This is a genomic window from Pseudidiomarina homiensis, from assembly GCF_003987225.1.
Classification (GTDB): Bacteria; Pseudomonadota; Gammaproteobacteria; order Enterobacterales; family Alteromonadaceae; genus Pseudidiomarina; species Pseudidiomarina homiensis.
The window spans coordinates 1,564,842-1,588,917 of the sequence record NZ_PIPX01000001.1 but is presented as its reverse complement, the minus strand read 5'-3'; the positions used below and the strand labels follow the sequence as shown (position 1 = coordinate 1,588,917).

Here is a 24,076-nt window from a genome sequence, read left to right as displayed (position 1 = left end):
TCCTGTTTAGCGTACCGACTTGATCGCGTAGATGCGGTCAAGGTAGGTGTCATTTTTGCCAAAACCTAGTGTGGTCAAAGGTGTGACCGAAACGCCGTTGAGCGTGCCTTCGTAGTAGTCGCCATTGCTATCAGTGTAGCTTAGACCGTGCACGTCATGAATGACGTAATGTTCGCCATTGAGCTTGCCAAGGTACATCACCACATGGCCAGGAAGGTAAATCAAATCCCCCACATTGGCGTTATCGAGGCGTTCGAGCTTCTCTTGGTTACTGCTGCTGTCGTCATACACCACATTTTGACCGTAGTCGCCGTAACCTTGCTGACTCGAGTTACGTGGCATAGCGATGCCCATGCTGCGATAGACCTCAAGCACGAAGCCAGTACAGTCACGGGCGTTGTAATCATGGCCCCAACCATAGCGTTCACCTAAGAATTTAAAGGCTTGGGTGATAACGTTGGCTTCGGTATAGGGTATATACCCAACGTTAACGTCGTTATGTCGCGGGATCAGTGCAGGCGTAAAGGCCAAATCGCCATTGGCATCACGGATTGGCATTTCAACGGTGTAGCTGGCAAATGGGTTTTGCCCATGCACGTTATGGCCGGTTTGCTCAGCGCTTAACAATGGCAGTCGCGTACTCATGTCGAGCTGGACTTCTGACACTGCTGGCATGCTCGGCGTGTAATTGGTATGCACTTTCGCTTCCGTTATGACAGCAAACGGTTCTTTTTCGGCGAATGCCAAAACCTCTTCGCGCGGTCCAATCGCCACGTGCTTGGCTTGAATCCAAGCTAAGTAGTGATACGACTGCGCCAAATACCATTCACCGTCGCTGCTCGTATGCAAGATTGCCAGCGGCATACCTGGGAACACGCCAGTTTCTTGAAAGCGATCGATGTCGGTATCGAGATCTTCACTGTACAATTTATCGAGCGTTGGGAAAGTGCGCATTGGAGTGCGTCGGACGACTAAACCGAAGCGAACCGGGTTCGTCTCGGCAATACCGGCAAAGTTACTTGCGTCGCGATAAGCTTGCAGTTCGTCAGTGGTTGCTTGACGACCATCGGCGTAGTGCCGTGGGTAGCTTGGCAAGCCACTGATGCTATCAATTTTTGTGGTTAGTTCGGCTGCGGAATAGGCGTCAGGTAGTTCGTTTAAATACACCATCTCGTCTTGCAAGCGATACGAGCGTGCGTTGAAGTCGGCGATTTCGTCGGGCGTCATGACTAGCGCATGCGGTTGTTCGACACGTTGCAGCCAAAATTCGGGCTCTAAATAGCGCTGCTCGACACCAATGACGTCGGTGGAATAGTTGGGTAACTGCTGTGTTGGTGCAGCTGCGACCGCCGCTGAAGCGTCGGGCGTTGAGCTGGTAGTCGCTTGCTCTGCTTGGCTGCAAGCCAGCAAAAGCGGACTGATGGCGAATGCGAGTGCAAGTTTTTTCACAGTAACTCCCTAGCGAGCATGTTGAATCTCATTGAAGGAATATTATTCCTATACACGCTCTATTTTGGCATAAATTATTTATAGTGGCGAGGAACTCTTTCACTTACCCGTGTTAATAGCTCATAAGTGATGGTGCCAATGGCGTCTGCGACCGTTGCAACCGACAAATGAGGACCCCAGAGTTCGGCTTCGTCGCCAACGTTTACTTGCGCTAAGTCAGTCACATCGACCGTTATCATGTCCATTGATACCGTGCCCGCTAGTGGTACCTGCTGGCCATTCAGCCACACCGGTGTGCCATTGGGTGCGTGGCGTGGATAGCCATCGGCATAGCCTATCGCCAGCGTTGCAATACGACTGTCGCGTTCCGCGACCCAAGTACTGCCATAGCCAACCGCGGCACCTTTTGGAACCTCGCGAATCGCCATAACCGGGGCAACTAAGCGCATACTCGGTAGTAAAGACATTGGGGTAGCGCTGTCGGTGGGGTCAACGCCATACAGCATGATACCAGTGCGACACCATTGTGAGGCTTCGTCGCCCAAATCGAGCACACTACTGAGCAGAGCCGCAGTGTTCGCGGCACTCAAAGCGCGAGCGGGCGTCGTGCGCGCACAAACTTCATTAAAACGGTCAAGCTGTGCTTCATTAAGCGGATGATGAGTGACATCGGCATTGGCAAAGTGCGTCATGAGCGTGACGCTTGCTATTTGTGGGCAGTTTTCAAGTTGTTGACTAACTCGCTCAACCTCGTCAGGACTAAAGCCTAACCGGTGCATGCCAGTGTCAGCTTTGAGCCAGACGGCGAGCGGCTTTACCAGCCGTGCTTGCAAAATCGCATCGAGCTGTTGTTGCTGGTGCACCACGGGTTGCAAGTTGTAGTGGGCGCAGACCGGGAGTTCAGCTTCGGAAAAACAGCCTTCAAGGAGCACGATGGGTTGTGTAAAACCGGCATCACGTAGTTTCAATGCTTCATCGATAAAAGCGACACCGTAGGCATCCACGCTGCCATTAATGGCGTGCGCGACTTCGACGGCGCCATGGCCGTAACCATTCGCTTTTATCACCCCCAACAACTTACAATGGCCCGCATGTTTGCGAGCCATTGCAGCGTTATGACGCAATGCGTCGGAATCGATTTCGGCCCGTGTCGGGCGAAAATGTAAGCCATTACTCATGCAGTTTGCACTTCCTACTCAGACTGAGGCTGTTTGCTAAAATTCAGGTCTTCGAAATCGAAGCTCCAATCCGCGTCGGGATCAATCGGTGCCATGATCATGCCCTCGATGTCACCACGTAACGAGCTGGTGAAACGCACAAAGGCATCGGCATGGTGCGTGCGGTCGTCCCAGCGTGCGGCAAAGGTATCGCCTTTGACATGAAAAAGCTCGCCGGCCATGCGTTCGGAGCGATGCGACGTCCAACGCAGCTTGTTGTCCTGCCAAGTGACACTGACGTGACCAAACCAAGGGTCGACATATTCACCGACCACCCGAGCAGCTTGCTCAGCAGTTACCGGGCTAGTTTCGGGCTCTGCAAAGCTCGCGGCGCGGCGCTGGCTGACTTGCTCGCGCCATTCTTGCACTGCTGCTAACCAATCGCGTTCAGGTGCATCGGTATAGGCTTTGATAAGCGTCTGCATCATCGCGGTGCGGGCATCGCTGTGCGAGCGGTTCAGCAACACTAAAAAAGCGGTGTCGAGTTCGGGGAAAAACGACAAATAAGCATTCATGCCGTGCAGCGTACCGGTGTGGTGAATGCGTAATAAGCCGTCGACATCGTGCATACGCCAGCCTAAACCGTAAGCAGCAAAATGCGTATTATCCCATTCATAAGCGCGTGAGCCGACATTCATAATCGTTTGTGGCGACCACATTTCGGCATGTTGCTTGGCGCTAATGAGCTGCTTTTGCGCGCCATCTTCGGTGACGTAAGCCCCTCGCGCATTATGCATTTTCATCCACTTGGTCATCGCTTGTAGCGAGCAACGAATGCCACCGGCCGGCGCGGAAGTTAAGTAATCATCGGCAAAATCGCGACGTACGACTGTGGGTTCTTCGTTTAACCAGCCGTGTGGTTGTGCAATATGCTTTTTGTAGTCGTCGGGCACGGGTCCGGCAAAACAATACTCCATCCCGAGCGGACGCATCAGGTTTTCCTCGACAAAGGTCTCCCAACGTTGCCCAGTGACGCGTTCAGTCAGTTCTCCGGCAATCACATAAAGAATATTGTCGTAGGCGTACTTGGTACGAAAACCGCCTTCCATAGGCAGGTAACGCAAGCCGTTTAAGATATCTTCGCGGGTAAAGTTGTTCGGTGTTGGCCAAAACATTAAATCGCCGGCACCGAGGCCAAGCCCGCTTTTGTGAATCAATAGGTCGCGAATGGTGAAATTGCGCGTGATCCAAGGGTCTTGCACGCGGAACTCCGGAAGGTGATCAATCACCGGGTCGTCCCAGCTAATCTTGCCTTGGTCGACGAGCAACGCGAGCGCTGCGGTAGTGAAGTTTTTCGTAACCGAAGCGATTTTAAACAACGTCTTTTCGGTCACGGGTGCGGATTCATTGACTTCTTGTACACCGTAACTTTCGGCGAACACGACCTGATCGCCCTCAACAATACCAACAACCATGCCAGGTACCGTATAGGCATTCATGACACGTGCCGCAGTTTCGTTGATTTTCTCAGGTGTGATCTCGCTTGGCTCGGCGGCAACGGTGCCGCCGAGTGCAAGGCTAGCGCTGAGCGCTAGACTGCTGATTAAAGTTCGTTTAGTGCTAAGAACTGACATACCTGTAGCTCCTTATTAAATCATGACTAAACTAGTGACCACGTAGAGTACTAGAGTGATCGAGCCGGCGGTAAGTGCGTACGGCAACTGCGTGCGCACGTGCTCAAGCAGATCACAGCCTGACGCCAGCGCCGAGACTGCGGTGGTATCTGAAATGGGCGAGCAATGGTCACCAAACACGCCACCACCAAGCACTGCTGCAAGCAGCAACGGGGCAGGCAGGTCAAGCGCTAGGATCATCGGCGCCGCAATCGGAATGAGAATGGCGAAGGTGCCCCACGAGGTCCCCGTCGTAAACGAAATCAGCGCGCCAGCAATAAACAACATCGGCGCAATCAAGAACAGCGGTAAGAATTCGCCAACTAAGCCAGCCAAAAAGACGCCCGTACCGAGCTCACGTAAGCTTGCGCCGAGTGCCAATGACAGTAGGACAATCGAAACTAGAGGTAGCAATTCGCTCATGCCTTTAAAGCCGATATCGACCAGTTGCTTGTGGCTGTTGCGGCGACTGGTAATCAACATGAAATAGGCCACTACACATGCCAATACGGTTGCATAGAGTACCGATTTGGAACCGTCACCTTGGGTAATGTCGCCACCGCCCGTGCCAAACATAAAGGCCACCATGCCCACGACCATGACTGTAAGTGGGACCAACATGAAGCGCGCTTTGCTATTGCTCGGCACATGCTCTGGAATATCCTTATGTTCTTCAGGCTGTTGTTCTTCAAGTTTACGCATTGGGCCATGTACGCGCCCGCTAAAGGCAGTGTAGAACACAATAATTAGCGTCACGAGTGCATAAAAATTGAAAGGAATAGTGCTCCACAAGGTGCTAACGCTTGAGCCTGGTAGATCTTGTTGATCCAGCATGCCAAGAATGTACGCACCCCAACCATTGAGTAGAATCAAAATACAAATTGGGGCACTGGTACTATCGATAATGTAGGCGAGGCGCGCCTTACTCATGCCGAGCTTTTCGAACAAACCACGCGATAGAATACCGGCCGTTAAGACACTGAGATTCGATTCAATGAAGACAAAAATACCGGTAAAAACGGTCATTAAGCTTGCCGATCGTTTGGTACGGCCTAGGCCCTTGGCAAGCAGCGCTTCCACCGTTGCGGCAACCCCACCAGACTCGCGAATATAAGCGAGTAATGCGCCAACCATAAGGCTAAAAATCAAGATGCGAGTATTCCCCGCCGAGCCAAATACCGAAATAATGCGTTCAATCGTGGCCACAAACGTGTAGATTAACGGTTCACCGCCTTGCCAGGTTAAAAGTAGTTCGGAGGTAACAATGGCAAGCAAAAGAGCGACAATAACCTCTTTGCGCCAGAACACCACGATAATTGCTACCAACGGGGGTAGCACGGACATCCAGCTCATAAAAGCAACCTTGGTTTTGTAGTTGTAGGTGGATTTTTGCCGACCATATTGCCAACCAGTAATAAATTATTCAATATGGTCTACTCACTTTCATAGATTATGAAGATAAGCGTGCGCCTATGTCTTGTTTACTGAAAATCCGCGCCATGCGTGACGATATGTCACTTATAGAACGCAAATTAGCTGATTTTATTCTCGATAACACGCACTTATTACGCGACTACTCGTCGCAACAATTGGCCGATGCAATAGGCGTTAGCCAATCGAGCGTGGTTAAGTTTAGTCAAAAACTCGGTTATCGAGGCTATCCTGATCTGAAGTTTGCCGTGAATGAAGCTGTTGTTTCAGCATCGAACCAGCAGCGTAGCGTGGCAAGCCATCCATCACAAGAGCGTTCTATTGCCAGCTCCTTTCGCGAACTGCGTGACGCGACTTATGCTGTGTTGCAAGGTGTTGCAGATTTGAACGAGATTGAAAAATTACAGCAGGCGCTAAAGTTGTTAATCGCTGCGGACACGATCCAAGTGGCCGGATTTGGTAAATCGGCGATTGTAGCTAAAGATTTTGTTTTACGGCTGATGCAAATGGGCAAAGTTACGTTAAGTAGCACCGACCCAGCTTTACAGATCCAAATGGCAACAACATTAAGTGAAGGCAACGTGCTTTTTGTGGTCAGTGATGGCGGGCAGAATAGCGATATCCTAAAAATTGTACGGCAAGCGAAAAGTAAAGGCGCTAAGGTGATTTCACTGACGCGCTATGGCAACAACCCTACCAGTATTTTGGCGGATATTCCGTTATTCGCTTTAGGCGGCGATACGCACGTGCGGACTGACAGTTTACTTATGCAACTGGGCATGCAACATCTGTGTCATGTTTTATATGTGCAAATGTGCCAAGCACTTAAAGTCGACAGCTTGTTAGAAGAAAGCATGAATTCACACAATTTACTCGATACAAAATAGCTCTAACCCAAAAGTAAATACAAACTATTCCCATTTAGGTATTGATCTATAAATGCGAATCGTTATCATTGGCGCACTTTATTTATTCCGTAACTTTTGCGCCGATAGGATTCGTGATCATGCAGAAATCTTTGTTGAGTCTTACCATTGCCACCTTGTTGGCAAGCCCTGTATTCATGCCTCAAGCACAGGCCCAAGCGAGTAGTGAACCGGTAAGCGCTGATGAGCGCATCAAGATTACCGCAACACGCACTGAGCAGACGGCGGCAAGTGTTCCGGCAACGGTAACGGTGATTGATGGCGAAGACCTACGCCAGCAACTCGCAAGCGCCGATTCACTATCTGATGTGCTGGGCAATTTGGTACCTGCTTTTTCACCATCACGGCAGAAACTCACCAGTTCTGGTGAGACCTTGCGTGGCCGTGAGCCACTTTATCTGATCGACGGTGTACCGCAGTCGAATCCTTTGCGTAATGGTGCGCGCGCGGCTTATACCATTGACCCACTGATGATTGAACGGGTAGAAATTATTCACGGTGCGAGCGCCATCCAAGGGTTGGGTGCGAGCGGCGGTATCATCAACATTATTACCAAGTCAGCAACCCAAGGCGCTGAGCATGAAGTAACGGCTGGCTTTAGCGCGCCAACCAGCGAGTCAAACGACGGTTTGGGTTATCGCGCAGGTTATCTGGTACGTGCCGCATCAGGTGATGTTTCAGCGGTGGCAGGCGTGCAGTTGCGTAGCACCGGCATGTATGTTGATGGTAACGGCGACTTCATTGGTGTTGATACTGCGCAGGGCGATACCATGGACTCGGAAAGCTACGATGTCTTTGCCAAGTTGGGCTATCGCATTGATTCGCAGCAAAGCATTGAAGCGATGATCAATCACTTCGACATGGAAGGTAATGGTGATTTCTCGTCACAAGGCGGCGACCGTGCGGCTGGCGAGCCGACCCTTTCAATAGAAGAGCCAACCGCAGGTGATGCCCCGCGAAATAAAGTTACCACTGCGACGTTGACGTACCGCAACGCTAGCGTGTTAGGTGCGGATTTAAATTGGCAGTTATTTTCGCAGGACTTTTCGGCACTCTACGGCGGCGGTACTTATGGGACTTTCCAAGACCCTGCCTATGGTGAAAACCTGTTCGATCAGTCGCGTAATGACTCTGAGAAGTATGGCTCGCGTTTGACCATGAACTGGGCCAACGTCGGTGATTCACCCATTGATATGACTGCAGGCTTGGATTACCTGAACGACACGACGTTTCAAGAGCTAGCGCAAACAGGACGCAAATGGGTACCCGAAACGAGCTTCAAAAACTGGGCACCGTTTACCCAGTTGCGCTATCAGGCAGATGGTTTAACGTTAAGCGCCGGCTTGCGTTATGAATACGGCAAGTTAAACGTGGATGACTTTACCACTCTTGCAAGCTACGGCAGTGTCTTTGTTGAAGGTGGCGAACCATCGTTCAATGAGTTACTACCGAATGCCGGTGTGGTCTACGAGCTTACCAACGACTGGCGCGTGTTTGCGAGCTACTCAGAAGGCTTCAGCATGCCTGATGTTGGCCGCGTTTTGCGCGGTATCAATGAGCCAGGCTTGAGCGTAAACAGCTTTTTAGATTTACAGCCAGTGATCGCTGATAATCGTGAAGTAGGGATTGAGTATCGCAGTTCGGCAATGGCTTTTAGTGCCAGCTACTTTATGTCCGACTCTGACCTAGGGGCACGTTTACAAGCAGACGCCGAAGGCTTCTATAGTGTCAAACGTGAACGTACCGAAATCGATGGTTATGAATTGAGCGCGAGCTACGCCTATTCGCCCGATACCAACTTTGGTGTGAACTATGCCAAAACCAATGGTGAGTACGACAGTGATGGCGATGATCGTGTTGATGCGGAACTCGGTGGCCGAAATATTGCGCCAGAGCGCGCCAATCTATTTTGGGAGCAGCAGTGGGGCGCATTAGTCAGCAGTCGTGTGCAATATAATATGTTGTTCGATCGCGACATTTACAGTGGTGCGCAGGCCATCAATAACTTTGAGGGCTATGAAACCTTAGATGCGCAGGTGTTGATCGAAACGCTCGATTACGGCCAGTTTACGGTCGGTGTTGAGAACTTACTGGACGAGTTTTACTTTACCTACTACGCCCAAACAGTAGGGCCTGACTCACGTAACTTCGCTGGTCGTGGCCGTACCGTTAGCGTGAATTGGAGCTACCAATTCTAATGTGGCGTCATGGTTTTGGCCGAGTACACAAGTGGCTCGGCCTTACCCTTGCTTTGTGGATGGTGCTGGTCGCGTTGACCGGCACTTTGCTGTTGTACAAGACCGAACTTCTACAGCTGCAGTATCCGCAGTTGCGTAATACCATAATGCCTTCCATTGCCGAAGCTGCGACGGTCTACGATCGTTTTTCTGCAGGATATGCGTTTTTACCCCGTGCCGACAAACCTTGGATCGAGGTAGTGGATGGAGCAGGCACTATCTTTTATTTTAATGGCGCAGGTAAACAGCTGCTAACGCGACCAATGTTCGGTGACTGGGTGTCGTGGATGGTCGAATTTCATCACCACTTATTGTTACATGAGCTTGGTAAAGACATCATGGGCGTACTGGGACTGCTGAGTCTCATACTGGTTATTACTGGTGTTGTGCGTTGGTGGCCTCGGCACTGGAGCTGGCGCGTTCTTTCTGTGCGCTTTGCAAAGCCGAGCCAACGCCAGTTCATCGCGACCTTGTGGCAATTGCACCGCAGTAGTGGGGTGATTTTCATCGTCCCCATCACGGTCTTGCTTATCACCGGTACCGCGATCATGTATCCGACGGCTGTAAGTAGCGGATTAGCTCGATTACTACCAGAAGCCGAGGCGGTGCAGGTAACACCCTTTCCTCAGCAAGATGCCGCTAACTGGCAGCAGCGATTGAACATTGCTCAACACTATTGGCCGCAACAAACCCCACGCTTGGTGTACTTAACGCCGACCGCCGAAGGTCAGTATCGTATGCGCCTACAGCATGCAGAGGAATGGCATCCTAATGGCCGCAGCTACTTAGTTTTTGCTGATCATGGCCCCTTGGTGCGTGCTGACGACGTGCGTAGTAAGTCCTTCGGCTTCCAATTGTCACAAATGGTCTACCCGTTGCATGTGGCCGCGGTTGGCGGCAGCTTTTGGCTTATCGCGACGCTGTTGGGTGGCTTGGTCTTGATGCTGTTACCGCTCACTGGGGTGTGGTTTTGGTGGCGTCGGCGTTTACACCGTTAGTCGAGATCCAGCTCTAACTGTAATTGTTCGTCGGGGTCAGGTAGGGTGATACTAATACCGATCAGGCGGACACCGCGCTGCTGGCGCCGATCCCAAGCTTCGCGCAAAAGCTGATAAAACAAACTCGGTGATGCATTTTTGGCTGTTTTAGAAACCGTTGTTTGTTGAAAATCACTGAATTTGAGCTTTACCGTTTGACTCTTAATCGGCACGTCCTGCCAACGTGATTGGCCGGTACGTTTTTGCAGTTGCGGTAAAAGAACTTGGTCGAGAAAACTTTCCACTTGGCGCAAATGCTGGAAATCATGCCTGAGGGTTTCTTCGCAACCGATACTTTTTCGGGTGCGCTCGGTCACCACTGGTCTGGGGTCATGACCGCTGCAACGCTGATACAAAAGCCAACCGGCTTTTTCGCCTAGTAAGCGTTGTAAGCGATTGATATCTGCTTGCTGAATATCCTTACCTAAATAAAAACCTGCATTTTGTAAGCGCTCCAGACTTTTGGGCCCGACACCAGGAATACGTTTCAGGCTTAACTCGCCAATGTAAGCGACAACTTGATCTGGAGGTACAACAAACTGTCCGTCCGGCTTGCGTTCTTCACTGGCGATCTTCGCCACCATTTTCTGACAGCTAATTCCAGCCGACGCGGTGAGTCCCATGTCGCGTAATCGCTTGCGTATCGCTTCCATGGTTAAGGAAGCACTCCCTTGGAAGGTTTGGTTGTCGGTTAAGTCGAGATAGAACTCATCAATTGACGCCGGTTCAACGATCTCGGTAACGTCACGTAACACAGCGAGAACTTGTTTTGATAACTCGCGATAATAGCGGTGATCAGGTGGTACAAAGTGCAAGTGTGGACATAAGCGGCGCGCATGTGCGCCTGACATGGCGCTACGTACGCCAAACTCTCGTGCTAAATAATTGGCCGTAGCAACGACACCGCGTTCGCTCCCACCGCCGACCGCAAACGGTTTGTTGCGTAGGCTCGGATCACGCAGAACCTCGGCACTGGCAAAGAAAGCGTCGAGATCTAATAGAGCAATTTTCCGCGTAATAGTATTTGCTGGAGAAGACATGCAACGAAATGTTTAACCTTGGACGGAATCTGGCTATAATCGCAACAACTTTGTGAGCGTGCAAGCTCATCGATATGCAACAGGAGTCCACTGTGAACGTATTTAAAGTCGTAAAATCTGGTCGTTTCCTCGCCGCTGCAATGGCATTTGTGGTCGGCAGCGCGGGTGCCACTATGTTACCGCAAGATAGCAACGAAGACATTGCAAAACGTATCGCGCCGATTGGTCAAGTCCGCACCGGTGACGCTGCCGCTGCTGCTGACAGTGGTGCAAGTGCGGGTGGCGCACGTTCTGGGGAACAGGTTTACAACACCTATTGTGCAGCTTGCCATACCGGTGGCGTGCTTGGTGCACCGAAAATGAACAATGCAGCTGATTGGGAACCGCGTCTTGCGCAAGGCATGGAAACCGTATTGAAACACGCTATTGAAGGCTATAACGCTATGCCTCCAAAAGGTACCTGTGGCGATTGCAGTGATGACGAAATTCAAGCTGCTATTGATTATATGGTTGCCGATATTTAGGGACGAACCACTTGTATAACAACACAAAAAACCGCTTCGGCGGTTTTTTTTATTCGCTATTCAGCAAATGAATGGCGAAAAATACATCAAAGTCCTTTCTTGTAAGCAAATGTAAAGATATAATCGGGCGATTGTTTGTTCACAAAAAAACATAAAAACAGATTAAAAAATAAACAAAGAGCTTACTAAAAGCCGATGAACAACAGCCAGCAGCCTCAAGTTGATCAACCTGAAATTACGCGCCTGCGTAAGGCTGTTGTACGCCTGAAAAACATAGCCTTAAAGTACCGTCAATCAGAAGTGGTACAAAAAGCTTTATTCCGTATTTCCGAGCTCGCGTCTTCCGCGCGAGACATGTCCGAATTTTATCCTGCACTGCATGCCATTATTGATGAGTTGATGATGGCGAAGAATTTCTTTGTCTGCTTGTATGACAATGCGGATGATACGGTTCGATTCGTCTACTTTGTTGATGAATATGACGCCTTACCTAGTAACGAAGAATTTCCCGCCGATGTTTTGCGTCAAGGGTTGACGGGGTATGTGATGCGTACCGGCGAGCCCTTTTTGCTGAATGAACAGAACTTCAGTGAGCTGGTTGCGCAAGGTGAAATAAGAGATTTAGGTTCACCGCCGGTGGACTGGCTAGGCGTGCCGTTGTGTAGTGGCGACCGTGTGATTGGTGCCATGGTGGTGCAAAGCTACACGAAGGACGTGGGCTATACGACGAACGATAAAGAGCTCTTTATGTTCGTCTCACAGCACATCGTGAATGCGCTAGAACGTATTCGCCAGCGCGAGTTTATGCGCGAAGAGATCGATCGGCAAACGGCGAATCTGCGCGATATTAACCGCAACCTCGAAGAGCAAATTGCCGAACGTAAACGCGCCGAGAAGCTTTCGGCAGTCCTTTATGCGATTTCAGAGCTCACCAATACCTCAGAAAACATGAGTACCTTCTTTGCGCAACTTCATGCGCAAATCGGCCAGCTCATGAACAATGATAACTTCTTCGTCGCATTGCTTGACGATGATCAACGGCACATCCGCTTTCCTTATTACGTGGATGAACGCGACCAGCAACTGGTGGATAGTCGACCGCTTGGTAAGGGCATGACCGAGTATGTTATTAAAACCAAACAGCCGGTGTTCATTGATGAAGAGGCTTATGCGCGATTGGTGCAACAGGGAGCTGTCGAGGGGCCGACAAAGTATTATGGTTCACAGCCAACCCAATGGTTAGGTTCTCCGTTGGTTGTCGACGATGAAGTGATTGGGGTTCTGTCGGTGCAAACGTACAAGGACCAAGTGAACTACAAGCAAGACGATCTCGAAGTCCTTAACTTTGTATCGCAGCATGTAGCGGTGGCCCTCGAGCGTCGCCGTAATGCGGATGAAGTGAAGCGCGTAAATGCTTTTCTCGAGAAGAAGGTTGCTGAACGCACCGAAGAGCTCGTAAATGAGATTGAACGGCGGAAAAAAATCGAAGAAAAGCTCTTCTACGATGCCCACCACGATACGTTGACGGGTTTACCTAATCGCTCCATGTTCACTGAGCGTTTACAGCAAGCATTGAACCAAAAACGTCGTTTCCCAACGCATAATTTTGCCGTGTTATTCGTCGACCTTGATCGTTTCAAAGACATCAATGATTCTCTAGGTCATTCGGCCGGCGATGAGTTTTTGCTTGAAGCGAGTCGGCGTATCGGTGAGTGCGTACGAGATAATGACACCGTTGCCCGTTTAGGTGGTGATGAGTTCGTTATATTACTCAACTTAATCCACCACATTGATGATGCTCGCGAGGTCGCCGGACGTATTATTGAGCATATGCGCAAACCTTTCGTGTTTGGCGAAACTGAGCATTATTCCGGTGCCAGTGTGGGGATTGCCGAGTGCAAGTCACGCAACGACTCCGCAGAGCGTTTACTGCGCGATGCTGACGCGGCGATGTACCAAGCCAAGAGCATGGGGCGTGGACGCTACGTGGTGTTTGATGAAAGTATTCACAAAGACCTCGTTGCCTCGTTACATCGTGAAACTGAATTACGTCATGCCCAGTTTGACCAAGACTTTGTCTTACAACAGTTTGATTTGGTGTCATTAACTACCGAGCAGCCGCGTGCTCGCGAGGTACTCGTGCGCTGGCAGCGTGGCGATCAACTTTTGACTGCGCAAAGCTTTTTAAATGTGGCCGAAAAGACCGGGATGATCTTGCAGCTTGATCACTGGATGCTTACCCGCTGTTGCGAGATTGTGCAGGAAGAAAGGTTAACGATTCCTATCTACGTGAGTCTTTCAACGAAACATCTCTATAAACTCGCTGACGTGAAGGCGTTGCTAGAGATTATCCGTAAAGTTGGTGTGAAACCTGAATTGCTGGTGTTTGAATTCAGTGAAACGGAGTTGAATGACAATTCCAAGCGGCAACTGACAGCTTTGCGGACCCTAGCGGATGCTGGAGTTGGGTTAGCTTTGAATGAATTTGGCCGCAGTTCGGGGGCTTTACAGTATTTGTTAAATTACCCATTTACGCATGTGAAACTCGATCCACGTTTCGTTGGTGAAACCGCACGCTCGGAGCGAGCAGGAGTAATGGTACGTAACGTTGTCAACCTTTGCCAAGAGTTGTCCATCACGATTGCTGCCGCCGGTGTCGATACCCCCGAACAGCTTCAAGCGTTGCGTAGTGCTGGTGTGCAGTTGGGTGTCGGCAAGCAATTAGGCGAACCTCGCTGGTTACCGACCAAGAGCAAACAAGAAGCGATTTAATTTTTTAATGCGCTGCGCAACATCGCTAGACCGCTCGCACGTGTTTCTTCTTCTTTTTCGGCTGTTATCGGTGTTTTTCCTTCCCACTCCAAGTCATCCTGCGGTAATTCAAATAAAAATCGACTTGGCTCTGGCCGGATCACGTCACCGTACTGTCGGCGTTCTTTGGCCATAGTGAACATCAGCGACTGTTGCGCACGGGTAATACCAACATAGGCTAAGCGCCGTTCTTCTTCGACCATATTGTCATCAATGCTCGACTGGTGAGGTAACAAACCTTCTTCCATCCCAACCAAAAACACATGCGGGAATTCAAGACCTTTCGAGGCGTGCAGGGTCATAAGTTGCACCTGATCACCGCCATCCTCTTCTTCGTGGCGGGACATTAGATCACGTAGGCAAAGTTTGGCCACTGCTTGCTCGAGATTTAATGGTTCATGCTCGTCGTCACCCTTAAGCATTTCGCCGACCCAACGCAAAAGCTCACTGATATTTTTATAGCGCATTTCGGCGGCGGCTTGGCTGGGACTCATTTCGTAAAGCCATTCTTCGTAGCCAATCTCTTTAATCAAATGGTACAGGGCTGACATGACTTCGGAGCTGTCGTCGCAGCGGCGTGCCGTTTGGCCGATGAGGTGGGTAAAAAGCTGTACCGACTGGTATTCACGACTACCTAAGCGGGTTTTTAACGCCTGATGTTGCGCTGCTTCGAGCAGGCTACAATGCAGCTCATGCGCCAGTTCACCAATGCGTTCAACGGTATGCGGGCCAACCCCTCGCTTGGGTACATTGACGATACGAATAAACGCAGTATCGTCGGTCGGGTTCACCAGCAACCGCAAGTAGGCCATGATGTCTTTTACTTCAGCGCGAGCGAAGAAGCTTTGGCCGCCGGTCATGCGGTACGGAATACGGTTGGTTAACAACGCCTTTTCGAATATTCGTGATTGGTGATTACCGCGATAGAGCACGGCAAAGTGCGAGTAGGGCGTGCGTTCTAAAAAGCGCCGACGCACTATTTCGGCGACCACCCGTTCGGCTTCATGCTCTTCATTACGGCCGTAGATCACTCGCAGCGGTACCCCGTACTCCATTTCCGAAAAGAGCTTTTTGTCGAACACGTGCGGGTTATTTTCGATCAGAATGTTCGCCGCTTTTAAGATACGGCCGTGCGAGCGATAGTTTTGCTCGAGCTTGATCACCTGTAAGCTGGGAAAATCTTTTTGCAATAGTGCAAGATTCTGCGGCTGCGCGCCACGCCAAGAGTAAATAGATTGGTCGTCGTCACCAACCACCGTGAAGCGTGCGCGTTCGCCAACGAGTAACTTCACCAACTGGTACTGTGAGGTATTGGTGTCTTGGTATTCGTCGACTAACAGGTACTGGAATTTTTTCTGCCAGCGTAGACGCGAATGCTCATTCGTTGCCAGCAATTGTGTCGGTAGCAAGATCAAGTCATCAAAGTCCAACGCATTACAGGCGCGCATATTCTGTTGGTAACGGCGGTAAAACTCGGCAAACTCTTCTTCATCGGGCGTCTTGGCGTGCGACAGTGCTTGCTGCGGTGTCAGCATCGCATTTTTCCAGTTGCTGATCTGGCTTTGCAAGCGCTTGAGCGTGTCCTTATCACCATCCAATTCCGGTTCGGTAAGGGCTTTCAGCAAAGCAAAAGAGTCTTGGTCGTCAAACAGCGAAAACCCTGACTTGAGGCCAAGTTGCTTCACTTCTTTACGGATAATACTTAAGCCTAAAGTGTGGAACGTCGATACCGTGAGGCCACGGGTGTATTGGCGCCCAAGGGTTTGCCCTACACGTTCTTTCATTTCACGGGCAGCCTTGTTGGTAAAGGTGACCGCAGCAATGTGGCGGGCTTGGTAATTGCACTTGGTGATCAAGTAGGCAATTTTCTCTGTGATCACGCGCGTTTTGCCACTACCAGCGCCGGCGAGCACGAGAACGGGGCCGCTAATCGCTTTTACGGCTTCTTGCTGGCGCGGGTTGAGCTGCATGGAGTTCCTTTTCTTTATACTTCACGTTATTGACGGAGCACAGTGGCTGAACGACAGAACAGCAGATTTTAGCGCAAACTCCTGCTAAGCTAAAAGACTATTACGACATTCGCCCTAGGAGTTTGAAATGGATGCGAAAAAAATTGAAGACATCGCCAAGCAGATTAATGACAGCATTCCATCTGGCGTAAAAGACTTTGCTGGAAATATGGAGCAACGCATCAAGACTATCTTGCAACAGCAACTGAGTAAGCTAGATGTGGTCACCCACGAAGAGCTTGATGTGCAGCAGCAATTATTGTTGCGCTTACGCCAGCGTGTTGAGCAACTTGAACAGCAGGTTCAACAGCTACAACAAGGCACCGAGAACAAAGATTAACGTTGCTTGCGGCAAGTAACCCAGTCGGTATCCAACTTGAGTTTAGGTGCCATGGCTGGCAACTTGCTTTTCGCCGCGTCGAGCTTTTGTCGGTAATCAGCAAAAGTGAGCTCGTTATCCAGTAAGGCATTCACGTCGCGCTGCATAAAATAAGCGCGACGACCCACCGCATATAACCCTGATTCTTTCTCTGCTCGCAATAATGCAGTTGCGTTACGGCTCACTGCATCGGCACAGCATGCCTGCACCGCATTGCGATAGTTACGAATCATTGAGTCTGGGACTTTCATTTCTTTGGGGTTACTGGCAAAACGACGCAAGGCTTCGATTTCTTCGTAGGTTTCCGCGGTAATACCAAGCACCTTGTCCAACAGTTGCAGCGTATCCTGCGCCAAATAATAGTTGAGCTCGGTCATTCGCTGAGCTGCGATGGGCTTTTCATCTGGGCGAAAACGTTCTTCAGTTAGCAATGTTCGCCAGGTCTCGTTCAAAAACCGCAGTTGCTTCGGATCGGGGCGTTGGGCATCAAGCTGCGCCATGGTCGTGGCAAATTCACAGACCTGAGGCTGCGAATAGCGCACAACTTTTGTTGCTTGTTGTTCACCACAACCACTGATGGCAAGCAGACTGAACAGCATTATCAGCCACATTTTCCCGCGCATAACCTAGCCTCGAAACAAAGAAAAGCGTACTCTATCAACAAAGTTAGCCCAGCGATACACGAAACACAAAAGGTGAACACATGGCCCAATGGATGACCGGCGAAGTGGTTGAAAACTACGCTTGGAACAATGAACTTTTCAGTTTGCGTGTGAAAGTGCCCGAACCGTTCGAGTTTATTGCCGGTCAGTTTGTGCGCTTGGGTTTGCAAGAGGGTGAGCAGCGTTTTCAACGGGCGTATTCTTTGGTGAACGGACCGCAAGAGCCGATTCTCGATTTTTTGGTGAACCGAGTGCACGATGGCGAGTTTTCACCGCGCCTACACGATCTGCGCGCTGGCCAAGCGATTCAAGTGAGCCAACCTCCGACCGGATTCTTTACGCTTAACGAGGTGCCAGAGGGCGATAGCTTATGGTTAATCTCTACCGGCACTGGTATTGGCCCGTATTTGTCGATGCTCAGCACTATGATTCCCTATGAGCGCTTCAAACGTATTCACCTTATCCATGCTGTCCGCTATGCCGATGACTTGGCGTACCAAGCGCAAATTCTTGACTGGGTTGCGGCGCATCCTGGACAACTTGCTTATCAGCCCGTTGTTAGCCGTGAAGACTCGGCTGGCGCGTTGCGTGGCCGCATCCCCGCATTGATTCTCGACGGTCAACTCGAGAAAGCTTTGGGTGACACGCTGGATGCAAACGCACAAGTGATGCTCTGCGGTAACCCCGACATGATCCGCGACGCCAAGCAAGTACTCGCCGACAAAGGCCTACCGAAAAATCTGCGGCGCAAACCGGGCAATGTGACAGTGGAGCATTACTGGTAAAGGCTATTTTTTACTCCGTTGTTTATTGATTCATTAGCCTCCCATACTTGTGCATTGGTCGCTTATTCCATTGAATCACGCTACGCTAGCTTATAGTTTAAACAACCTAACGACCTCAAACTAGGCAATAATAATGAAAACAATCCTAAAAGCCGCAGTGGCTGTCACGATGGCGCTGTCCTGTGCGTCCACTCTTGCAGATACATCAGAAAACGATGACGGTATTTTTAGTAGCAATACCTTCAAGACCATGGCGTTAAGAGGCATAGGCCCTGCCTATATGTCAGGGCGAATAGCAGATATTGCCGTCGACCAAACCAACCCCTCTACTTGGTACACAGCGGTCGGCTCTGGCGGTGTTTGGAAAACGACGAACGCGGGCACGACCTGGACCCCCATATTCGACAGTCAAGCGGTTTACTCCACCGGAGATGTAACTATTGCGCCAAGCGATTCAACTATTATTTGGGTCGGTACCGGCGAAAACAATGGTGGCCGCCATATCAGCTTTGGCGATGGTGTCTATAAATCGCTTGATGGAGGTCAAACATGGAAAAATATGGGGCTGAACAAGTCAGAGCATATTTCTGACATCATCATTCACCCTACGAACCCTGACATTGTGTGGGCTTCAGCCCAAGGACCTTTATGGACCAAGGGTGGTGAACGCGGTTTGTACAAAACTACCGATGGCGGTAATAGCTGGAAGCAGGTACTTACCCCCGAGGATGAATGGACAGGGGTCACCTCTTTACTAATTGATCCGCGTAATCCAGATAAACTTTATGCGGCGACGTGGTCCCGTCAGCGCACGGTGGCAGCGTATGTGGGTACAGGGCCTGGCGCTGGCATCTATACCTCGGACGATGGCGGTGAAACCTGGACCGAGTTAAAAACCGGTTTGCCAACAGGCAATCTAGGTAAGATAGGTATGGCCATTTCACCAATGAACCCTGATGTTTTGTACGCCACGATAGAAATCGACAACCGTGAAGGTGGCTTCTATCGCTCAGCAGATAAAGGCGCAAGCTGGACGAAAATGTCAGATGAAGTAGGCGGCGGAACGGGGCCTCATTATTATCAGGAAATATTTGCCGATCAGCATCAATTCGACCGTGTTTACATCGCAAGTAATTACAGCAAGGTGTCTGATGATGGAGGTAAAACCTGGGCGCCTATCGATACCACCCATAAGCATGTGGATGATCATGCCATGGCCTTTCACCCTACTGACCCTGATTTTGTGTTAATCGGGTCTGATGGTGGTATCTACATGTCGCACGACAGAATGAAAACCTGGCGGTTTATGGCTAACCTGCCGATCACTCAGTTTTATAAAGTAGCGCCAGACGATTCAACACCGTTTTATAACGTTTATGGAGGCTCTCAAGACAACTCGACGCAGGGCGGCCCATCGCGTACCGCTCGTAAAGATGGAATTAAAAATAAAGATTGGTTTTTAACTCTTGGCGGCGACGGCCACCAACCAGCGGTTGAGCCTGGCAATCCAGATATCATCTATTCCCAATGGCAGCAGGGTAATTTAACTCGTGTCGATATGACCACCAAAGAAGGTGTTTATATCAAGCCACAACCTTTACCCGGCGATCCAGCGGAGCGTTTTAATTGGGACGCACCTATTAACGTGTCAGCCCACGATCCTAAGCGTATCTATTTTGCCTCTCAGCGTGTGTGGCGTTCAGATGATCGCGGTGACAGTTGGACTCCACTATCTGGCGATTTAACCAAAGATGGCAACCGCATGCACATGCCCATGATGGGACGTACCTGGTCGGTAGAAGCGGGATGGGACCTCTATGCTATGTCGGAATACCATACCATTGCCAACTTTGCTGAGAGCCCAGTAGATGAAAATATTCTTTGGGCTGGGACCGATGACGGCTTAATCCAAGTTACCTCTGATGGTGGTAAAAACTGGAAGGAAATCGACTTAGATGACATCCAAGGTGTGCCAGCGACTGCCTACGTGAATGATATTCGCGCTGACCTCTTTGATGCCAATACAGTTTACGTCGCACTGGATAACCACAAGTATGGTGATTATAAGCCGTACCTGATCAAGTCGACCAATTTGGGTCGAAATTGGACTTCGTTAGCCGATGACTTGCCAGAGAAACATCTTGTTTGGCGTATTGTGCAAGATCACGTAAACAAGAACCTCATGTTTATCGGTACCGAATTTGGCGTCTTCTTTACCGTTGATGGTGGTAAAGAGTGGGTTGAACTTGATGGAGGTATACCAACAATAGCGACCCGTGACGTGAAAATTCAGCGTCGTGAGAACGACTTAGTGGCCGGAACATTTGGCCGCGGTATCTATATACTCGATGACTATGCGCCACTTCGAGGTTTGACGGAAGCTAGCATGGAGCAAGACGCATTGTTATTTGCTCCTAGTCGCCCGGTTAAGTGGTTCCAACTTGATGGTAACCACAGTGATACCGATGGTAATGATGCTTTTATCGCGAAAAACCCTGCGCATGGAGCTACGCTGACTTACTATTTAAAAGACAGCCTGTTAACGAGCAAAGAGAAGCGTCAAAAAGCTGAGAAAAAAGCTATTGAAGAGAACAACGAGTTTCCTAAATACCCAAGCTGGGAAGCGGTGGAGGCAGAAAATCAAGAGCCTAAACCTGCCGTGTATCTTGAAATTTCAGATGCCAATGGTGAGTTCGTAGACCGAGTCGAGGGAAGCACTACGAAAGGGCTTCACCGCGTCACTTGGGATATGAACTACGCGAACACTACAGCGATTGTTGGTGAAGAAGGTAGACGTTCTGGAGGCGCATTGATGGCATTGCCTGGCGCGTACTCGGCCACCTTATTTAAGCGTGAAGGGACAACCGTTACACAGCTTACCGAACCGGTAGAGTTTGTGTTGGAATCTATCTACGAAGGAGCACTCGAAGGAGCGCCTGCAGAGGTGCGTGCTAAGTATGATAGAGCGGTAGTAGCAGCGCAGAAGCGGGCAATTACCACGACAACCGTACTCAATAACGTGAAAGAGACCATGGCGTTATTACGCGAGGCAATTGATCGTACGCCTGGTGACATCGCGCAACTTGAAACGCAGTATGGTGAGCTCCAAGCAGAGATTCACGCGGTGAATCGAGCGCTCTACGGCCTAGAATCTCGTGATCGCAAAGGTGCTAAGCCGGCCAACATTACCAGCCGTTTGGGGTATGCAAGGTCTGCAATGGGCTCTTCTTATGGCCCCACGCAGCAGCACCAAGACCAGTTAGGCTATGCTAATGAAGGCTTGGATGATGTCAGCAAACGCGTGAAAGAGCTGCAGGAAACGAAAGTGCCTACGCTACAACAGCACGTCGTTGATGCTGGTGGCCCGTGGACACCAGGCTTACCTGTGATTACGCAATAGACTTACAGCTTTATTGTGATTGGAACGGCGGTGCTAGCACTGCCGTTTTTATTTTTGCTGCGGGATAACATGAACTTTAATTCTTCAGTGCTTCTGCGAGCTTATAGCTTCCTCGCGCTTAGCTGTGTGTTAGTGCCGAGCTCGACTGCACAAACTGCACCGCAAGTAGAGCGGGTTACCGTAACTGCGGAGCGTCCTTATTACCACGAAACGCTGTCACGTATTTTCACACAGTACGATTATGATCAAGAAAACTTGGTGAGTCCCACGCATCTAAATGATTTGCTCACACAGTCGCCATTAATAAGCCTCAACGGTCAGGGCGGACAACTACAAAACATCAGTATCCGCGGTTTTTCTCGCTGGCGAATTCAGTCATTAATAGACGGTGTCCCTATTCTAAGTGACCGCCGAGCGGGGGCGAGTGTTGACTTTATTCCTCCTTCTTTTATTAGCTCGGTAGCCGTTATTCCGGGAGCCGCCTCGACCTACTTAGGATCAGGCGCTATTGGTGGTGCGGTGAATTTGCGAATTAAAGAAGCACTTGCACACCAGTTACAAGTTGGCTGGAGTAGTAATCAGAGCGGGCAAGACTATAGCTATACGGACTTTCATCGAAATACCGATTGGAAAGTGGCGTATCGCAACGCAGGTAATGGTAAAGATGCACACGGCATGACGCTATTCGACCAATACGAGCAGGCCGCGCTCTTTGTCCGTCACCGTCCAGAAGAAGGGATGCTAAAAGAAGCTTGGTCACTCTACTCAGACAGTCAAGATATCGGTAAATCGAGTAGCGACTTCCCACAGAATAAAATCACCACATATCCAACCAATCGACACTGGCTTGGCAAGCTAAATTTTGCCTTCGATAATGTAGTGGCAAACGACAGCGGCTCTGTGGTTACCGGCAATCTATGGTGGCATCAATCGCAGTTAGATAGTAACACGCTGCGCCCGGGGGATCGTATTAATCAAAGCAACACTAAAGCCCTGAACTTTGGCGCAGATATAGGCAGTAAGGCAAAACTAGCCCAATGGCAAATGAACTGGCAATTACAACTCAACGGCCGGGAAAATGTAGTCATTGATGAACGTGAGTTAACTCTGGCAGAGCAACTGGTGTATCGTGTGCAGTCGCTTGCTGCAGATGAGCTGGCATTGGCAGGCGTCGTGGATACATCCCGTCGCATAAATAATGTTGCGCTCGCGGCGGGTGTGCGCCTCGATTGGTTGCGGCAAGAAAATAAGGGGCAGCATAGTACGAACACCAACATCAGTGGCTTTGCGGGAGCTAACTATGCGCTCACGCCACACTGGTCAGCTAACCTGTATATTTCGAGTGCGTTTAGAAATCCAACATTGACCGAGCGTTTTTTCTCTGGCGAAACACCAAGAGGAACAGTGCGTGGTGATGCCAGTTTAGCGACTGAACAAGCCATTAACCTGCAAGGTGCATTAGCTTATAACAGTCGTCAATTGAGCGGCGACATTAGTGTGTTTTATCAACGCATTGATAATTACATTGAACGCTTATCACTGAATAAAGATGTGTTGCAGTATGCCAATCTCGACCGCGCTACCGTTAAAGGCGTGAATTATCAATTAAGCTGGCAACCTAGCGACAGTCACTTCAATCTTGCCTTAAGTGGTGCATGGGTGAAGGGAATAGACGAGGCGGGGAATACCGTTGCTGATATTCCCGCCAACACGCAACGCATTGATCTTAAATATCAATTTGATGTGATGCGAGTATTTGCCACATTGCAGTACAGGGCAGATAAAACACGGTTGGCGGCGGGTGAGCGTAAACTAGAGAAAGCGTATATCGTCAATGCTGGGGCCTCGTGGCAACTGACTGAGCACACTGTTTTCAGCACTAGCATACGTAATGTAACCGATGAACTCTATTATGTGAGCGCCGATGACCAAGCCGCGTTTGCTCAGGGAAGGAGTGTGCAGTTCACCTTAACGATGTCGCTGTGATCTATAGTAGTGTTTGCGGTATTTACTCTTCAACGTGGTGACTAACATCACCAGCCCTGTTATCCATAATACGAAGAGTAAAATAGCCGCGGGCAAAAACACGTAGAGTTTAGCACCCTCAAAAAACCAGCTGCCATCATGAATGGCTTCAATCGTGTCGGCACGGCGGTAGGCTACTTGCAGTACATCACCGCTCTTTGCATCTAGCTGTACTTCCCAGTGGTTATTTCCGCGTACTTTAATGATGCCTTTGCTTGGCCTAACATCTAGCCTATCGATATCATCCCAGCTCTTAAGCTCTGCCTGAGGGACTTGCGCAACTGCATCGATAATTTCAGCAAAGCTTAGTGAAGGTTCGCCTTCTGCCATTTTTTGCGTAGGAGGCTGGATCCAATCGACTTCTTTTTTAACTTGTAATAATAAACCGCTACCAATGACGATAACCACAGGAATAAAAATGCCCAGGGATATCCACAAATGCAGTGTGCGGCTTGCTCTACGAAGTGACGTTGACATTTTTGATCCCCCAGTTGAGTAGCGAAGATACTAAAAAATCACACCACAATAAAT

17 protein-coding genes are annotated in these 24,076 nt (G+C 49.9%); 9 read left to right on the top strand and 8 right to left on the bottom strand.

Annotated elements, in window-relative coordinates; translation table 11 throughout:
• Window positions 1-6 precede the first annotated feature (6 nt).
• The 4 genes from CWI70_RS07590 to CWI70_RS07575 all read right to left on the bottom strand — a co-directional run bounded on the left by CWI70_RS07590 (window position 7) and on the right by CWI70_RS07575 (window position 5,632).
• Complete coding sequence (locus CWI70_RS07590) at window positions 7-1,449, bottom strand: SH3 domain-containing protein (protein WP_198677667.1); 1,443 nt, start codon at window positions 1,447-1,449, stop codon at window positions 7-9.
• Between the two features lie 74 nt (window positions 1,450-1,523).
• A complete protein-coding gene (gene alr, locus CWI70_RS07585) occupies window positions 1,524-2,627 on the bottom strand; it encodes an alanine racemase (RefSeq protein WP_126771959.1) in 1,104 nt (367 codons plus the stop codon).
• 14 nt (window positions 2,628-2,641) lie between these two features.
• The gene (locus CWI70_RS07580) at window positions 2,642-4,240 is read right to left on the bottom strand and encodes a serine hydrolase (RefSeq protein WP_126771958.1); all 1,599 of its coding nucleotides are present in this window, start codon (window positions 4,238-4,240) and stop codon (window positions 2,642-2,644) included.
• Window positions 4,241-4,255: 15 nt separating this feature from the next.
• Window positions 4,256-5,632: a Na+/H+ antiporter NhaC family protein gene (locus CWI70_RS07575; protein WP_126771957.1), complete on the bottom strand. Its 1,377-nt coding sequence runs from the start codon at window positions 5,630-5,632 to the stop codon at window positions 4,256-4,258.
• Between the two features lie 119 nt (window positions 5,633-5,751).
• Here CWI70_RS07575 and CWI70_RS07570 point away from each other — a divergent pair, with 119 nt between their 5' ends.
• From CWI70_RS07570 to CWI70_RS07560, 3 genes are all read left to right on the top strand, one after another.
• Window positions 5,752-6,597 (top strand): MurR/RpiR family transcriptional regulator, encoded by an 846-nt coding sequence (locus CWI70_RS07570; protein ID WP_126771956.1) that lies wholly within the window; start codon window positions 5,752-5,754, stop codon window positions 6,595-6,597.
• A 119-nt stretch (window positions 6,598-6,716) separates the two neighbouring features.
• Window positions 6,717-8,834: a TonB-dependent receptor gene (locus CWI70_RS07565; protein ID WP_126771955.1), complete on the top strand. Its 2,118-nt coding sequence runs from the start codon at window positions 6,717-6,719 to the stop codon at window positions 8,832-8,834.
• Window positions 8,834-9,871 carry a PepSY-associated TM helix domain-containing protein gene (locus tag CWI70_RS07560; RefSeq protein WP_126771954.1) on the top strand — a complete coding sequence of 346 codons (1,038 nt, stop codon included), beginning with the start codon at window positions 8,834-8,836 and terminating at the stop codon, window positions 9,869-9,871. Before CWI70_RS07565 ends, CWI70_RS07560 begins: the two co-directional genes overlap by 1 nt.
• Here CWI70_RS07560 and dinB read toward each other — a convergent pair.
• Complete coding sequence (dinB, locus tag CWI70_RS07555) at window positions 9,868-10,950, bottom strand: DNA polymerase IV (protein WP_126771953.1); 1,083 nt, start codon at window positions 10,948-10,950, stop codon at window positions 9,868-9,870. The genes CWI70_RS07560 and dinB overlap by 4 nt on opposite strands.
• A gap of 140 nt (window positions 10,951-11,090) precedes the next feature.
• Between dinB and CWI70_RS07550 the strand changes: the two genes are divergently transcribed.
• Window positions 11,091-11,474, top strand: a complete 384-nt coding sequence (locus tag CWI70_RS07550; RefSeq protein ID WP_126772831.1) for a c-type cytochrome — start codon at window positions 11,091-11,093, stop codon at window positions 11,472-11,474.
• Window positions 11,475-11,669: 195 nt separating this feature from the next.
• The gene (locus CWI70_RS07545) at window positions 11,670-14,246 is read left to right on the top strand and encodes a sensor domain-containing phosphodiesterase (protein ID WP_126771951.1); all 2,577 of its coding nucleotides are present in this window, start codon (window positions 11,670-11,672) and stop codon (window positions 14,244-14,246) included.
• Here the strand turns inward: CWI70_RS07545 and rep are convergent.
• Complete coding sequence (gene rep / locus CWI70_RS07540; RefSeq protein ID WP_126771949.1) at window positions 14,243-16,255, bottom strand: DNA helicase Rep; 2,013 nt, start codon at window positions 16,253-16,255, stop codon at window positions 14,243-14,245. The genes CWI70_RS07545 and rep overlap by 4 nt on opposite strands.
• 127 nt (window positions 16,256-16,382) lie before the next feature.
• On the opposite strand from rep, the gene CWI70_RS07535 reads away from it, so the two are divergent.
• A complete protein-coding gene (locus CWI70_RS07535; protein WP_126771947.1) occupies window positions 16,383-16,634 on the top strand; it encodes an accessory factor UbiK family protein in 252 nt (83 codons plus the stop codon).
• On the opposite strand, the gene CWI70_RS07530 is transcribed toward CWI70_RS07535, so the two are convergent.
• Complete coding sequence (locus CWI70_RS07530) at window positions 16,631-17,296, bottom strand: hypothetical protein (RefSeq protein ID WP_198677665.1); 666 nt, start codon at window positions 17,294-17,296, stop codon at window positions 16,631-16,633. The two genes, CWI70_RS07535 and CWI70_RS07530, sit on opposite strands and share 4 nt — an antisense overlap.
• Window positions 17,297-17,376: 80 nt before the next feature.
• Between CWI70_RS07530 and CWI70_RS07525 the strand changes: the two genes are divergently transcribed.
• From CWI70_RS07525 to CWI70_RS07515, 3 genes are all read left to right on the top strand, one after another.
• Complete coding sequence (locus tag CWI70_RS07525) at window positions 17,377-18,120, top strand: ferredoxin--NADP reductase (protein ID WP_126771944.1); 744 nt, start codon at window positions 17,377-17,379, stop codon at window positions 18,118-18,120.
• A 133-nt stretch (window positions 18,121-18,253) separates the two neighbouring features.
• Window positions 18,254-21,520, top strand: coding sequence for a VPS10 domain-containing protein (locus CWI70_RS07520; protein ID WP_126771942.1), 3,267 nt, complete (start codon window positions 18,254-18,256; stop codon window positions 21,518-21,520).
• 69 nt (window positions 21,521-21,589) lie between these two features.
• Window positions 21,590-23,506, top strand: coding sequence for a TonB-dependent receptor domain-containing protein (locus tag CWI70_RS07515; RefSeq protein ID WP_126771940.1), 1,917 nt, complete (start codon window positions 21,590-21,592; stop codon window positions 23,504-23,506).
• On the opposite strand, the gene CWI70_RS07510 is transcribed toward CWI70_RS07515, so the two are convergent.
• Window positions 23,489-24,022: a PepSY-associated TM helix domain-containing protein gene (locus CWI70_RS07510; RefSeq protein WP_126771938.1), complete on the bottom strand. Its 534-nt coding sequence runs from the start codon at window positions 24,020-24,022 to the stop codon at window positions 23,489-23,491. The genes CWI70_RS07515 and CWI70_RS07510 overlap by 18 nt on opposite strands.
• Window positions 24,023-24,076: the final 54 nt, after the last annotated feature.